The following is a 16,394-nucleotide window of genomic DNA, read 5'->3' as shown; positions in this document are numbered from 1 at the left end:
GCATCCATGGCCGTCCGAGGCCACCGCACACATTCCTTTCCTGGGGGTTGAATCCAGTGGCTGACGAGGCAGAACTCCGCGACTATCTCAAGCGGGCCATCGCCGACGCCCGCACTGCCCGCAAGCGGCTGCGCGAGGTCCAGGAGGAGGCGCGCGAACCGATCGCCATCGTCTCCATGGCCTGCCGGTACCCCGGTGGTGTCTCCTCGCCCGAGGCACTGTGGACGCTGGTCTCCGAAGGCACGGACGCGGTCACCGACTTCCCCCAGGACCGGGGCTGGGACCTGGAGGGCCTCTTCGACGCCGACCCCGACCACGCGGGTACGTCGTACGTCACCCAGGGCGGCTTCCTGGAGGGCGCGGGCCTGTTCGACGCGGGGTTCTTCGGGATCTCGCCGCGTGAGGCCCTCGCGATGGACCCGCACCAGCGCCTGCTCCTGGAGACCTCGTGGGAGGCGGTCGAGCGCGCGGGCATTGACCCCCTCTCGCTCAAGGGCGCCGACGTCGGAGTCTTCTCCGGCCTCTCCGGACAGGGCTACGGCGCGAGCGCCGGGGTGGTGACCCCGGAGTCCGAGGGCTTCGCGGGCACCGGGGCGTCGTCGAGCGTGGCGTCGGGCCGGGTGTCGTACGTCTTCGGCTTCGAGGGCCCCGCGGTGTCCCTCGACACCGCCTGCTCCTCCTCGTTGGTGGCCATCCACCTCGCGGCCCAGGCCCTGCGGCAGGGCGAGTGCTCGATGGCGCTGGCGGGCGGCGCGATGGTGATGGCCACGCCCGGCAACTTCGTCGCGTTCTCGCGTCAGCGGGGCCTGGCCTCCGACGGGCGCTGCAAGGCGTTCGCGGAGGGCGCGGACGGCATGGGCCTCGCCGAGGGCGTCGGGGTGGTGCTCCTGGAGCGCCTGTCCGTCGCCCGGAAGCGCGGGCACAAGGTTCTCGCCGTCCTGCAGGGCAGTGCGGTGAACCAGGACGGTGCGTCCAACGGTCTTACGGCTCCCAACGGTCCCTCGCAGCAGCGGGTGATCCGGCGGGCGCTGGCAAGTGCAGGGCTCTCGGCGCCCGACGTGGACGTCGTCGAGGCGCACGGGACGGGCACGGCACTGGGCGATCCGATCGAGGCGCAGGCGCTGCTGGCCACCTACGGGCAGGGTCGCGATCCGGAACGGCCGCTGTGGCTCGGTTCGTTGAAGTCGAACGTGGGTCACACGCAGGCGGCCGCCGGTGTGGGCAGTGTGATCAAGATGGTGCAGGCGCTGCGGCACGGCGTCATGCCGCCCACCCTGCACGTCGACGCGCCCACGAGCGAGGTGGACTGGTCGGCGGGCGCGGTGGAGCTGCTGACCGAGGGACGGGAGTGGCCGCGCGAGGGGCGCCCCCGTCGCGCGGGTGTCTCGTCCTTCGGCGTGAGCGGGACGAACGCGCACCTGATTCTGGAGGAGGCGCCTGCCGAGGACGAGGACGCGGTCCCGGCTCCGACCTCTGGCGGTGTGGTGCCGCTGGTGGTGTCGGCGCGGAGTGCGGGGTCGCTGTCGGGGCAGGCGGGGCGGCTCGCGTCCTTCGTCGAGCAGAACGACGGGGTCGACCTGACGGACGTCGCCGGTGCGTTGGCCGGTGGGCGTGCGGTGCTGAGTGAGCGTGCGGTGGTGGTGGCCGACTCGGGTGAGGAGGCTGTGGCCGGTCTGCGGGCGCTTGCCGCGGGTGAGAGTGCGCCTGGTGTGGTGTCCGGCAGCTCGGGGACGCCCGGCCGGGTGGTGTGGGTGTTCCCGGGTCAGGGCTCGCAGTGGGCGGGCATGGGCCGGGAACTCCTCGACGCCTCGCCGGTGTTCGCGGAGCGGATCTCCGCGTGCGCGGCGGCCCTGGAGCCGTTCATCGACTGGTCGTTGATCGACGTACTGCGTGGGGATGCCGACCCGGGTCTGATGGAGCGGGTCGACGTTCTCCAGCCGGCGAGCTTCGCGGTGATGGTGGGGCTGGCGGCCGTCTGGTCTTCGGTTGGCGTCGAGCCCGATGCGGTGCTCGGTCATTCGCAGGGTGAGATCGCGGCTGCGTGTGTGTCGGGTGCGCTGTCGTTGGAGGATGCGGCGCGGGTGGTGGCGCTGCGCAGTCAGGCCATTGCCGGGCAGCTCGCCGGGCGTGGCGGTATGGCCTCGGTCGCGCTGAGCGAGGGCGAGGCGGCCGGGCGCTTGAAGCGTTGGGCGGGCCGCGTGGAGGTGGCCGCTGTCAACGGGCCCTCGTCCGTGGTGATCGCGGGTGACGCCGAGGCGCTGGACGAGGCCTTGGAGGCGCTGGCCGCCGACGGAATCCGGGTGCGCAGGGTCGCGGTGGACTACGCCTCCCACACCCGGCACGTGGAGGACATCCGCGACACGCTCGCCGAGACGCTCGCCGGAGTCACAGCCCAGGCCCCGTCCATCCCGTTCTACTCGACCGTCACCGGGGAGTGGATCGAGAACGAAGGCGTCCTGGACGGCGGTTACTGGTACCGCAACCTCCGAGGCCAGGTCGGCTTCGGCCCGGCGGTGGGTGAGCTGGTCCGTCAGGGCCACGGTGTCTTCGTCGAGGTCAGCGCCCACCCGGTGCTGGTCCAGCCGATCACCGAGATCCTCGACGACACCGACACGACGGTCACCGGCACCACGGTTACCGGTTCGCTGCGTCGCGAGGACGGCGGCCTGCGCCGTCTGCTCACGTCGATGGCCGAAGTCTTCGTGCGCGGCGTGCCGGTCGACTGGTCCGGCATCCTTCCCGACGGGGCCACCTCGGCCCGCGTCGAACTGCCCACGTACGCCTTCGACCACCAGCACTACTGGCTCCAGGCCACCGACGCCCCCACCGACGCCACCTCTCTCGGGCTGGCCGGTACCGATCACCCGCTGCTCGGCGCGATGGTGGAGCTTCCGCACTCCGACGGACTGGTGTTCACCTCCCGCCTGTCGCTCAAGACCCACCCCTGGCTCGCCGACCACGCGATCGGCGGACTGGCGCTGCTTCCCGGCACGGGACTGGTGGAGCTGGCCGTGCGGGCCGGTGACGAGGCCGGGTCCGGGGTGCTCGAAGAGCTGGTGATCGAGGCGCCGTTGGTGGTGCCGGAGCAGGGCGGGGTGCGGGTCCAGGTGGCCGTCGGCGCGGCCGGCGAGAACGGGTCGCGCACCGTCGAGGTGCATTCGCGGCGCGACGACGTTCCCGGTGAAGGGGACGCGTGGACGCGGCACGCCACCGGAATCCTCGCGGTGTCGGCCGCGGCCCGCACGACCGGCTTCGACTTCGCCGCCTGGCCGCCTCCCGGCGCCCAGCGGGTCGAGGTCGACGCCGCCGACTTCTACGCGGAGCTGCGCGAGCGCGGCGTGGACTACGGACCGGCGTTCCAGGGGGTGCGGACGGCGTGGCGGCGCGGCGACGAGGTCTTCGCCGAAGTCGCCCTGCCCGAGGAGTACCGCGACGAGGCGGCCGGGTTCGGCATCCATCCCGCCCTGCTGGACGCGGTCCTCCAGACCGGCACGTTCCGGGGCGCGACGACGGCGGACACCCCGGAGGACGAGACCGGCCGGCCCGTCCTGGCCTTCGCGTGGAACGGCCTGGTGCTGCACGCCGCGGGCGCCTCGGCGCTGCGGGTGCGCGTCGCCCCGAGCGGACCGGACGCCCTGTCGGTCGAGGCGGCGGACGAGACCGGCGCACCGGTCGTGACGATGGACTCGCTGGTCTCCCGGGCGGTGTCCGCGGAGCAGTTGGACTCGGCCGCGGGCACCGTGGTCGCCGACTCCTTGTTCCGGGTGGAGTGGAGCGAGCTGCCCCCGGCCCCGGCGGTCGGGGCCCTGCCCTCGCGGGCGGCGGTGCGCGGCGCGGACGAGATCGGCATGCTGGCCGAAGCCGCCGTCGTCCCGGACGTGGCCGTCCTGGAGGCGGTGGGCGGTACCACCGACGATGCCGTGCTCGCGCTGACCTCGCGCGTCCTCACGGCGGTGCAGACCTGGCTGGCCGCGGAAGGGCTGGACGAGTCACGGCTCGTGGTCGTCACCCGGGGCGCGGTCGCCGCCGGCGAGACGGGGGAGGTGACCGACCCGGCGGGGTCGGCGGTGTGGGGCCTGGTGCGGGCCGTGCAGTCCGAGAACCCGGATCGCGTCGTACTCCTGGACACCGACCCCGACGCCGAAGGCGGCCTGGAGCCGGTGCCGGACTCGGTCCTCGCGGCGGTGCTGGCCGGCGGCGAGCCCCAGGTCGCCGTGCGGGGAACGGCACTGAGGGTGCCCCGTCTCGCCCGCGCCGGTGCGTCCGACGCGCAGCCGGTCTTCGGTCCGCACGGAACCGTCCTCGTGTCGGGCGGCGGGTCCCTGGGCGAACTCGTCACCCGGCACCTCGTCGTCGAGCACGGCGTACGGCACCTGGTCCTGGCCAGCCGCCGGGGCCCGGACGCCGACGGTGTGCGGGAACTCGCGGCCGAGCTGACCGGACACGGGGCGGCGGTCTCCGTCGTGGCCTGCGACATGTCCGACCGGGCGCAGGTCGAGGCCCTGCTCGCGCAGGTACCCGAGGAGCACCCCCTGCGGGGTGTGGTGCACACGGCCGGTGTCTTCGAGGCCGGACTCGTGGAGACGCTGACTCCGGAGCGGCTGGCGAAGGTCTTCGCGCCCAAGGTGGACGCCGTACGGAATCTGGACGAGCTGACCCGGCCGCTGGCCCTGGACGCCTTCGTCGTCTACTCCTCCGCCTCCTCCGTCTTCATGGGCGCCGGCAGCAGCGGCTACGCGGCCGCCAACGCCTTCCTGGACGGGCTGATGGCCCAGCGCCGCGCGGCCGGCCTGCCCGGGCTCTCCCTGTCCTGGGGCACCTGGGCGCACGCCACCAACATGACCACCCACCTCAGCGCCGACGACCAGGTCCGGATGAGCCGGCGCGCCAACCGTGACGGGGTCGTCGCGCTCCAGCCCGCCGAGGGCATGGAGCTGTTCGACGCCGCGATCGGCACCGCGGACGCACTGCTCGTACCGGTCAAACTGGACCTGCGAGGCGTGCGGGCCGGTGCGGCGGCCGGCGGCGCGGTGCCGCACCTGCTGCGCGGCCTCGTACCCGCCGGCCGGCAGCAGGTGCGCGCCACGGCGTCCACCGCGGCCGGCGGCGACCTCCTGGAGCGCCTGTCCGGACTCCCCGGAACGGAGCAGGAGGCCGTGCTGCTGGACCTGGTACGCACTCAGGCCGCGGTCGTGCTCGGCCACAGCGGACCGGAGAGCGTCAAGGCGGAGACCGCGTTCAAGGACGTCGGGTTCGACTCCCTCACGTCGGTGGAGCTGCGCAACCGGATGCGCGAGGTGACGGGCCGGAAACTGCCCGCCACGCTGGTCTTCGACCACCCGACCCCGCTCGTGCTCGCCCGCTTCCTGCGCGAGGAGCTGGGCATCGGCGACGACGTGCTCTCGAGGGTGAACACGAAAATCGCGGACGTCGAGTCGCTCCTCGGTTCAGTGAGCCTCGACGAATCCATGAGAACCGGTATCGCGCTGCGGCTCCAGGGCCTGGTGGCCAGGTGCAATGGGGTCGTCGAGCAGACGGACGGTTCCACGGTGGCGGAGAAGCTGGAATCCGCATCGGCCGACGAAGTCCTCGACTTCATCGACGGAGAACTCGGGCTCGTGTGACGCCGGTTCAGGGCAGCCGGTACCGCCAAATCACTCGTGAGGACTGACGCATGGCCACGGACGAAAAACTCCTCAAGTACCTCAAGCGCGTCACGACGGAACTGCACACCCTGCGCAAGCAGGGCTCCTCGCACGCGGGTGAGCCGATAGCGATCGTGGGCATGGCGTGCCGGCTGCCGGGAGGCGTGACGGGTCCCGAGGATCTGTGGCGTCTGGTGCACGAGGGGCGGGACGGCGTCTCGGGATTCCCCCAGGACCGGGGCTGGGAGCTGGACGGCCTGTTCGACCCGGACCCCGACAATCCCGGCACCTCCTACACGGACCAGGGCGGCTTCCTCCAGGGCGCGGGCGAGTTCGACGCCGGGTTCTTCGGGATCTCGCCGCGTGAGGCGCTGGCGATGGACCCGCAGCAGCGGCTGCTCCTGGAGACCTCCTGGGAGGCCCTGGAGCGTGCGGGCATCGACCCGGTCGCCCTGAAGGGCACGGACGTCGGCGTCTTCTCCGGTGTCTCCAGTCAGGGTTACGGGTCCGGCGCGGGCGGCGTCGCCCCCGAGCTGGAGAGCTTCACCGGGACCGGCGTGGCGTCGAGCGTGGCGTCCGGCCGGGTGTCGTACGTCTTCGGCTTCGAGGGCCCCGCCGTGTCCGTGGACACGGCCTGTTCGTCGTCGCTCGTCGCCATCCACCTGGCCGCGCAGGCACTGCGCCAGGGTGAGTGCTCACTCGCCCTGGCCGGTGGCGCGATGGTGATGGCGACACCGGGCACCTTCGTGGTCTTCTCCCGCCAGCAGGGCATGGCCGCCGACGGCCGGTGCAAGGCGTACGCGGACGGCGCCGACGGGATGGGCCTGGCCGAGGGCGCGGGTGTGGTCGTCCTGGAGCGGCTGTCGGAGGCCCGGGAGCGCGGGCACCGGGTCCTCGCGGTCATCCGGGGCAGCGCGGTGAACCAGGACGGCGCGTCCAACGGTCTCACGGCGCCCAACGGGCCCTCGCAGCAGCGCGTGATCCGCAAGGCGCTGGCGGGGGCCGGCCTTGTCTCCGCCGACGTGGACGTGGTCGAGGGGCACGGCACGGGCACGGCGCTGGGCGACCCGATCGAGGCGCAGGCCCTGCTGGCCACGTACGGGCAGGGCCGTGATCCCGAACATCCCCTGTGGCTGGGGTCCTTGAAGTCGAACATCGGACACACGCAGGCCGCCGCGGGCGTGTCCAGCGTCATCAAGATGGTCGAGGCGCTGCGGCACGGTGTCATGCCCCCGACGCTGCACGCCCAGGAGCCGACGACCGAGGTCGACTGGACGGCGGGCGCGATCGAGCTGCTCAGCGAGGCCCGGGACTGGCCCCGCAACGGCCACCCGCGGCGTGCCGGAGTCTCCTCGTTCGGCATCAGCGGGACGAACGCGCACCTGATCCTGGAAGAGGCGCCGGAGGAGGCGCCGGCAGAGGATGCGCCCGCCGACGAGGCGCCGGTCGAGGAGAAGACGGCACCGCTGCCCGCGCCGGGTGGGCTCACGCCCCTGGTGGTGTCGGCGTACAACGAGGGCTCCCTGGCGGGCCAGGCCGGACGGCTCGCCGCATACCTGGACGCCGGACCGCAGGACCCGTCGGACACCCCGGAGGCCCTGCGGCTTCCCCGTGTCGCGAAGGCGCTGCTGTCCGAACGGGCGCTGCTGCGCGAGCGCGCCGTCGTCCTGGCCGGCTCGCAGCAGGAGGCCCTGGACGGCCTCGGTGCCCTGGACCGGGGCGACCACGCGGCCGGTGTGATCACCGGCAGGGCGGCCGGCACCGGCGGACCGGGCAAGGTCGTGTGGGTCTTCCCGGGCCAGGGCTCGCAGCGCGCGGGCGCCGGACGTGAACTGTACGAGCGCTACCCGGTGTTCGCCCGCGCCCTGGACGAGGCGTGCGAGCAACTGGAGGCGTTCCTCGCCGGGTGGATCGACCACCCGGTACGCGACGTGATCCTCGGCACGGCACCGGGCAGCACCGAACTGCTGAACCAGACGGTGTTCACCCAGGCCGCCCTGTTCGCCGTCGAAACCGCCCTGTTCCGGCTCCTGGAATCCTGGGGCGTACGACCGGACGCGGTCGTCGGACACTCGATCGGCGAGGTCGCCGCCGCGCACGCGGCCGGAGTGCTGTCGCTGCGGGACGCGGCACGCCTGGTCGCCGCACGGGGCCGGCTCATGCAGGCCCTGCCCCCGGGCGGGGCGATGGTCGCGGTGGCCGCCGACGAGACGGAGGTCGCCGGACTGCTCGGCGACGGGGTGGAGGTCGCCGCGGTCAACGGCCCCGCCTCCGTGGTGCTCTCCGGCGACGAGGACGCCGTACTCGCCGCGGCCGGGCGGCTGCGGGAGCAGGGCCGCAAGACCAAGCGGCTCGCCGTCTCCCACGCGTTCCACTCCCTGCGCATGGAGCCGATGCTGGCCGACTTCGCGGCGGAACTGACCGAGGTGGAGTGGCGGGCGCCGGCCATCCCCGTGATCTCGAACGTGACCGGGCGTCTCGCCGCGCCCGACGAACTCACCGGACCGGAGTACTGGGCCGGCCACGTGCGGCGGCCGGTCAGGTTCGCCGACGGCATCGCCGCCGCCGTCGAGTACGGCGCCGGGCTCTTCGTCGAACTGGGCCCGGGCGCGGCCCTGACCGGTCTGGTCGAGGAGACGGCGACCGCCGCGGGCGCCGCCCCGGCCTGCGTACCGGCGCTGCGCGACGGCCGCCCGGAGGAGCGGACCCTGCTGGCCTCGATGGCGGAGCTGTTCGTGCGCGGCGTGCCGGTGGACTGGTCCGGCGTGCTGCCGGAGGGCGCCGCGTCGGGACGAGTGGAACTGCCGACATACGCCTTCGACCGTCAGCACTACTGGCTGGAGACGGCGGGGTCCGTGACGGACGCGGCGTCGCTCGGGCAGGCGGCTGCTGACCATCCGCTGCTCGGCGCGGTGGTGCGGTTGCCGCAGACCGACGGGCTGGTGTTCACCTCCCGTCTGTCGTTGAAGGCGCAGCCGTGGCTCGGTGATCACCGGGTCGGTGGAGTGGTGCTGGTGCCCGGCACCGGCCTGGTGGAGCTGGCCGTGCGCGCCGGTGACGAGGCCGGCTGCGGTTCGCTGGAAGAGCTGGTGATCGAGGCGCCGTTGGTGGTGCCGGAGCGGGGCGGGGTGCGGCTCCAGGTCGCGGTGGGCGGCCCGGACGCGAACGGGTCGCGCACCGTCGAGGTGTTCTCCCAGCGTGAGGACGCCCCCGGCGACGGGGCCGCGTGGACACGGCACGCCGCCGCCACGCTGACCACCGCACCCACGGCCCCGCGGAAGGGATTCGACTTCACCGCCTGGCCGCCGCCCGGCGCCGAGCCCGTCGACACCGGCGACTTCTACGGCGACCTGACCGCGCTCGGCTACGGCTACGGCCCCGCGTTCCAGGGCCTGCGCGCCGTGTGGCGGCGCGGTGACGAGGTCTTCGCCGAGGCCGCCCTGCCCGAGGAGCAGCGTGCCGGCGCGGACCGGTTCGGCATCCACCCGGCGCTCCTCGACGCCGCCCTGCACGCCGGAATGTTCGGCACCGAGTCGGACACGACGGCCCAGGAACCCGGTCGGCCGGTCCTGCCGTTCGCCTGGAACGGCCTGGAGCTGCACGCCGCGGGCGCCTCCGCACTGCGTATCCGCCTCGGCACCGCCGGACCCGGCGCCGTGACACTCGAAGCGGCCGACGAGACCGGCGGCCCGGTCGTGAGCCTCGACTCCCTGGTGTCGCGGCCGGTCTCCGCCGACCAGTTGGAGTCGGCGACGGACTCGGCGGTCGCCGACTCGCTGTTCCAGGTGGACTGGACCGAGGCACCCGCCGCCCAACCGGCCCTCGACACCCCCACCTGGGCGCCGGTGGCCACCGCGGACGACGTGGCGGAACTGGCCCGGAACGCCGGGACACCGGAGTTCGCGGTGCTGGACGCCGTCGACGCCGACGCCCTCCAGCACCCGGACGCCGTACTGGCGCTCACCGCACACGTGCTGGGCGTGGTGCAGGCCTGGCTGGCCGCCGACGGCCTCGACGAGTCCCGGCTCGTGGTGGCGACCCGGGGCGCGGTGCCCGCCGGGGACGGCGTGGTGACCGATCCCGCCGGTGCGGCCGTGTGGGGGCTGGTGCGCTCCGCCCAGGCCGAGAACCCCGACCGGATCATCCTGATCGACGCCGATCCGGCCGCCGCCGGCGGGGTCGTGCCCGTGCTGGGCGCCGTGCGGGCCGCCGGAGAACCCCAGGTCGCCGTGCGCGGTACGGCACTGAAGGTGCCCCGGCTCGCCCGCGCCGGCGGACCCGCCCCGGAATCCGCCGGTGCCCTCACCCCGCAGGGGACGGTACTCATCACCGGCGGCACCGGATCACTGGGCGGCCTGGTCGCCCGGCACCTGGTCGCGCGACACGGCGTACGGCACCTCCTCCTGGTCAGCCGGCGCGGCCCGGACGCCGAGGGCGCACGGGAACTGGCCGCCGAACTCACCGAGCGGGGCGCGGCCGTGACGGTCGCGGCCTGCGACGTGTCCGACCGGGAGCAGACCGCGGCCCTCCTCGCCCGCATACCCGACGAACACCCCCTGCGCGGCGTGGTCCACACCGCGGGCGTCCTCGACGACGGAGTCATCGGGGCGCTCGATGCCCAGCGCCTGGCGAAGGTGTTCGCACCCAAGGTCGACGCGGTACGCCACCTCGACGCGCTGACCCGCGGCACCGACCTCGACACGTTCGTCGTGTTCTCCTCCGCCTCCGGCGTGTTCGGATCGGCCGGCCAGGGCAACTACGCGGCGGCCAACGCCTTCCTGGACGGTCTGATGGCCGACCGCCGGGCCGCCGGCCTGCCCGGCCTCTCGCTCGCCTGGGGCCTGTGGGAGCAGGACGCCGGAATGACCGCCCACCTCGGCGACGCCGACCAGGCACGCGCCGACCGCGGGGGCGTCCTGGCGATCACCGCCGCGCAGGGCATGGAACTGCTCGACGCCGCCCTCGTGTCCGAGCGGGCGCTGCTCGTACCGATCAGGATGGACCTGGGCGGTGCTCGGGCCGGAGCCGTGGCCGGGGCGCCGGTCCCGCACCTGCTGCGCGGCCTCGTACCGACGGGACGCCGCCAGGCACGGGCGGCGGCCGGCCAGGAGAACGACCTGCCCCGGCGCCTGTCCGGGCTCACCGAGGCGGAACGGGACGCCCTGCTCCTCGACCTCGTACGCTCCCAGGCCGCGGTCGTCCTCGGCCACGACGGACCGGACAGCGTCCGCGCCGACACCGCTTTCAACGAGGCCGGATTCGACTCGCTCACCTCGGTGGAGCTGCGCAACCGGCTGCGTGAGGCGACCGGCCTCAAGCTGCCCGCCACGCTGATCTTCGACTACCCGACACCGCAGGCCCTCGCCGGCTACCTGCGCGAGGAGTTCGGGGACACGGCGACGCCCGGCACCCCGGCCGCTTCCCCCGTACGCGCCGCGGACCCCGACGAGCCGATCGCGATCGTGGGCATGTCCTGCCGCCTGCCCGGCGGCGTGAACGGCCCCGACGACCTGTGGCGGCTCGTCTCCGAAGGCCGCGAGGGCATGTCCGCCTTCCCCGACGACCGCGGCTGGGACCTGGAGGGCCTCTTCGACCCCGATCCGGAGAGCGCGGGCACCTCCTACACCACCCAGGGCGGCTTCGTACGCGAAGCGGGCCTGTTCGACGCGGGCTTCTTCGGGATCTCGCCCCGTGAGGCGCTCGCCATGGACCCGCAGCAGCGACTGCTCCTGGAGACCTCGTGGGAGGCGTTCGAGAGCGCCGGGATCGACCCGCTCTCGCTGAAGGGCACGGATGTCGGCATGTTCTCCGGTGTGTCCAGCCAGGGCTACGGGGCCGGTGTGAGCGCACCGGAACTGGAAGGCTTCGCGAGCACGGGCACGGCGTCGAGTGTCGCGTCGGGCCGGGTGTCGTACGTCTTCGGCTTCGAGGGCCCGGCGGTCACCGTCGACACGGCGTGCTCCTCGTCGCTGGTGGCGATGCACCTGGCCGCGCAGGCCCTGCGCCAGGGCGAGTGCTCGATGGCGCTCGCCGGCGGCGTGACGGTGATGGCGACTCCGGTCAGCTTCGTGGAGTTCTCCCGCCAGCGGGGCCTGGCCGGAGACGGCCGCTGCAAGGCCTACGCCGACGGCGCGGACGGCACCGGCTGGGCCGAGGGCGTCGGCCTGGTCGTCCTGGAACGCCTGTCGGTGGCACGGGAGCGCGGGCACGAGGTCCTGGCCGTGCTGCGGGGCAGTGCGGTGAACCAGGACGGCGCGTCCAACGGTCTTACGGCTCCCAACGGTCCCTCGCAGCAGCGCGTGATCCGCAAGGCGCTCGCCGGCGCCGGCCTCTCCGCCACCGACGTCGACGTTGTGGAGGGCCACGGAACGGGCACGGCGCTGGGCGACCCGATCGAGGCGCAGGCCCTGCTGGCGACCTACGGCAAGGGCCGTGACGCCGACCGCCCGCTGTGGCTCGGTTCGCTGAAGTCGAACATCGGTCACACGCAGGCGGCCGCCGGTGTGGGCAGTGTGATCAAGATGGTGCAGGCGCTGCGGCACGGCGTCATGCCGCCCACCCTCCACGTGGACGCGCCCACGACGCAGGTGGACTGGTCGGCGGGTGCGGTGGAGCTGCTGACCGAGGCGCGGGAGTGGCCGCGTGAGGGCCGTCCCCGTCGCGCGGGAGTGTCCTCGTTCGGCATCAGCGGCACGAACGCGCACCTGATCCTCGAGGAGGCCCCTGCCGACAAGGAGGACACGGTCCCGGCTCCGTCCTCCGGTGGTGTGGTGCCGCTGGTCCTGTCGGCGCGCAGCACGGCGTCGCTGGCCGGGCAGGCCGGGCGGCTCGCGAACTTCGTCGAACAGTCCGGCGAGGGCTCTCTGACCGGCGTCGCCAGGTCACTGATCACCAGGAGGGCGCTGCTGACCGAGCGCGCCGTCGTGGTGGCCGACTCCGAGGGGGAGGCCCTGGAGGGCCTGCGCTCCCTGGAACGCGGTGAGAACCCGGCCGGTCTGATCACCGGGAAGGTGAGCGGTTCGGGCACGCCGGGCAAGGTGGTGTGGGTGTTCCCGGGTCAGGGCTCGCAGTGGGCGGGCATGGGCCGGGAACTCCTCGACGCGTCGCCGGTGTTCGCCGAGCGGATCACCGCGTGTGCGGCGGCCCTGGAGCCGTTCATCGACTGGTCGTTGATCGACGTACTGCGTGGGGATGCCGACCCGGGTCTGATGGAGCGGGTCGATGTCCTTCAGCCGGCGAGTTTCGCGGTGATGGTGGGTCTGGCGGCCGTCTGGCAGTCGGTGGGTGTCGAGCCCGATGTGGTGCTGGGGCATTCGCAGGGTGAGATCGCGGCGGCTGCGGTCAGTGGTGCTTTGTCGTTGGAGGATGCGGCGCGGGTGGTGGCGCTGCGCAGTCAGGCCATTGCCGGACAGCTCGCCGGGCGGGGCGGTATGGCCTCGGTCGCGCTGAGCGAGAGCGAGGCGGCCGGGCGCTTGGAGCGCTGGGCGGACCGCGTGGAGGTCGCCGCCGTCAACGGGCCGTCCTCCGTGGTGATCGCCGGTGACGCCGAAGCGCTGGACGAAGCACTGGAGGCGCTGGCCGCCGACGGAATCCGGGTGCGCAGGGTCGCGGTGGACTACGCCTCCCACACCCGGCACGTGGAGGACATCCGCGACACCCTCGCCGAGACCCTCGCCGGAGTCACAGCCCAGGGCCCGTCGATCCCGTTCTACTCGACCGTGACGGGCGAATGGATCGAGAACGAAGGCGTCCTGGACGGCGGCTACTGGTACCGCAACCTCCGCAGTCAGGTCGGCTTCGGCCCCGCGGTGGCCGCCCTCCTGAAGCAGGGCCACGGCATCTTCGTGGAAGTCAGCGCCCACCCGGTACTCGTCCAGCCGATCACCGAGATCCTCGACGACACCGGCACCACGGTCACCGGTTCCCTGCGTCGCGAGGACGGCGGCCTGCGTCGTCTGCTCACGTCGATGGCCGAGTTGTTCGTGCGCGGCGTCCCCGTCGACTGGAACGGCATCCTTCCCGACGGGGCCACATCGGCCCGCGTGGAACTGCCCACGTACGCCTTCGACCACCAGCACTACTGGCTCCAGGCCACCGACGCCCCCACCGACGCCACCTCGCTCGGGCTGGCCGGTACCGATCACCCGCTGCTCGGCGCGATGGTGGAGCTTCCGCACTCCGACGGGCTGGTGTTCACCTCCCGCCTGTCGCTGAAGGCGCAGCCCTGGCTCGCCGACCACCGGGTCGGCGGTGTGGTGCTGGTGCCCGGCACGGGGCTGGTCGAACTGGCCGTGCGTGCCGGTGACGAGGCCGGCTGCGGGGTGCTCGAAGAGCTGGTGATCGAGGCGCCGTTGGTGGTGCCGGAGCAGGGCGGGGTGCGGGTCCAGGTGGCCGTCGGCGCGGCCGGCGAGAACGGGTCGCGCACCGTCGACGTGTACTCGCGGCGCGACGACGCCACCCTGCGCACCGGCGCGGACGCGTGGACCCGGCACGCCACCGGCATGCTGGCCCTCGCTCCCCAACCCGGCGCCGTAGCAGGTGGGTTCGACTTCGCCGCCTGGCCGCCTCCCGGCGCGCAGCCGGTGGCCGTCGACGGCGGCTACGACCTCCTCACCGAGGTGGGATACGGCTACGGCCCGGCGTTCCAGGGCGTACGTGCCCTGTGGCGCCGTGACGACGAGATCTTCGCCGAGGTCGCCCTGCCCGAGGGACACCGCGAGGGAGCCGGACGGTTCGGCATCCACCCCGCGCTGCTCGACGCCGCCCTGCACTCGCCGCTGCTCCAGATCGCGGGGCCGGCACCGGCCGAGGGCGCTGACGGCGGGCCCGGTGAAGCGGAGCTGCGGCTGCCGTTCGCGTGGAACGGCCTGGTGCTGCACGCCGCCGGGGCCTCCGTCCTGCGGGTGCGCCTGGCGCTGACCGAGCAGGACGCGCTGTCGCTGGCGGCGGCGGACGAGGCCGGTGCCCTGGTCGTGACGATGGACTCCCTGGTGTCCCGGGTGGTCTCCGCCGAACAGCTCGACACGGCGGCGGACACCACGCGTGCCGACTCCCTGTTCCGAGTGGAGTGGACCGAACTGCTGCCGCTCCAGGGCACGGAGACCGCGCCGACCTGGTCGCCGGTGGCCACCGCCGAGGAGGTGGCGACGCTCGCCGACGACATCGAGTCGGGCGCCGCCGCACCGGCCCTCGCGGTACTGGAAGCCGTCGGCGGCCAGGACGAGTCCGCGGCCCTGGATCTGGCCACCCGGGTGCTGGAGGCCGTGCAGTGCTGGCTGGACGGGCCGGCACTGGACGAGACGCGGCTGGCCGTGGTGACCCGGGGCGCGGTACCCGCCGGTGGCTCCGGGACGGTGTCCGACCCGGCCGCGTCGGCGGTGTGGGGTCTGGTGCGGGCCGCGCAGGCCGAGAACCCGGACCGCATCGTCCTCGTCGACGCCGATCCGGACGACACGGAGTCCGTCGAGGCCGCGCTGCCCGCGCTGGGTCTGGCGCTGGCCGCCGGAGAACCGCAGGTCGCCGTACGTGGCGGCACCCTTTCGGTGCCGCGCCTCGTCCGCGCCGCGGAGCGTGTCGTGGATGCGGACGCGGTGTTCGGGGACGAGGGGACGGTTCTGGTTTCGGGTGCGGGTTCGCTGGGTGGTGTGGTGGCCCGGCATCTGGTCGCGCGGCACGGGGTGCGGCGTCTGGTGCTGGCCAGTCGTCGTGGTCCGGAGGCCGAGGGTGCGGCGGAGCTGGTGGCGGAGCTGGCGGGGCGGGGTGCGGCCGTGGAGGTCGTGGCCTGTGATGTGTCCGACCGGGCGCAGGTCGAGGAGCTGCTCGCCGGTGTGCCGCAGGAGTATCCGCTGCGCGGAATCGTCCACACCGCGGGCGTGACCGACGACGGTGTGATCGGGGCGCTGACGCCGGAGCGGCTGGCGCGGGTGTTCGCGCCGAAGGTGGACGCCGTACGGCACCTGGACGAGCTGACCCGTGGCCTGGCGCTCGACGCCTTCGTCGTCTACTCGTCCGTCTCGGCGGTCTTCATGGGTGCGGGCAGCGGCAGTTACGCGGCGGCCAACGCCTACCTGGACGGACTGATGGCCAACCGTCACGCGGCCGGCCTGCCGGGGCTCTCGCTGGCCTGGGGCCTGTGGGAGCAGACCGGCGGCGGCATGGCGGCCGGCACCGACGACCTCACCAAGGCGCGGATGAACCGGCGCGGCGGACTGCGGGCGATCACCCCGGCCGAGGGCATGGAACTGTTCGACGCGGCGCTGGGCTCCGGGCAGGCACAGCTCGTGCCCGCGAAGCTGGACCTGACGTCGCTGCGCGCCCGCACCGGGGACGGCGGAGTCCCGCACATGCTGCGCGGCCTGGTCCGCCCCGGCCGCCAGGCGGCCCACACCGCGAGCGCCTCGGTCCAGGGCAAGGCACTGTCCGAGCGGCTGGCCGGCCTCACCTCCGCCGAGCAGGCGCGGATGCTGCTCGACCTGGTCCGGGACCAGGTGGCCGCGGTGCTCGGCCACGGCGCCACGTACCGGATCGACGCCGACCAGGGGCTGTTCGAGGTCGGTTTCGACTCCCTCACCTCCATCGAGCTGCGCAACCGGCTGCGCGACCTGACCGAGCGCAGGCTGCCGCCCAACCTGGTCTTCGACTGCCCGACGGCGGGCCTGCTCGCCGCCCACCTGCACGGGCTGATGTGCGGCGAACAGGCGGCTCAGCCCGCAGCGGTCTCCGTGTGACGCGGCGATCTCCCATGAGAAA

At 73.6% G+C, this 16,394-nt stretch carries 2 protein-coding genes; both read left to right on the top strand.

What is annotated here, in order from left to right; translation table 11 throughout:
• Positions 1-2 precede the first annotated feature (2 nt).
• Positions 3-5,624, top strand: a complete 5,622-nt coding sequence (locus tag ACZ67M_RS34330; RefSeq protein ID WP_469854102.1) for a type I polyketide synthase — start codon at positions 3-5, stop codon at positions 5,622-5,624.
• A 50-nt stretch (positions 5,625-5,674) separates the two neighbouring features.
• Positions 5,675-16,372 (top strand): type I polyketide synthase, encoded by a 10,698-nt coding sequence (locus ACZ67M_RS34325; RefSeq protein WP_469853951.1) that lies wholly within the window; start codon positions 5,675-5,677, stop codon positions 16,370-16,372.
• Positions 16,373-16,394: the final 22 nt, after the last annotated feature.

It is taken from the genome of Streptomyces sp. NPDC107500 (genome assembly GCF_055582785.1).
The sequence above is the reverse complement of the archived record's forward strand: the minus strand, read 5'-3'. Positions and strand labels throughout refer to the sequence as shown.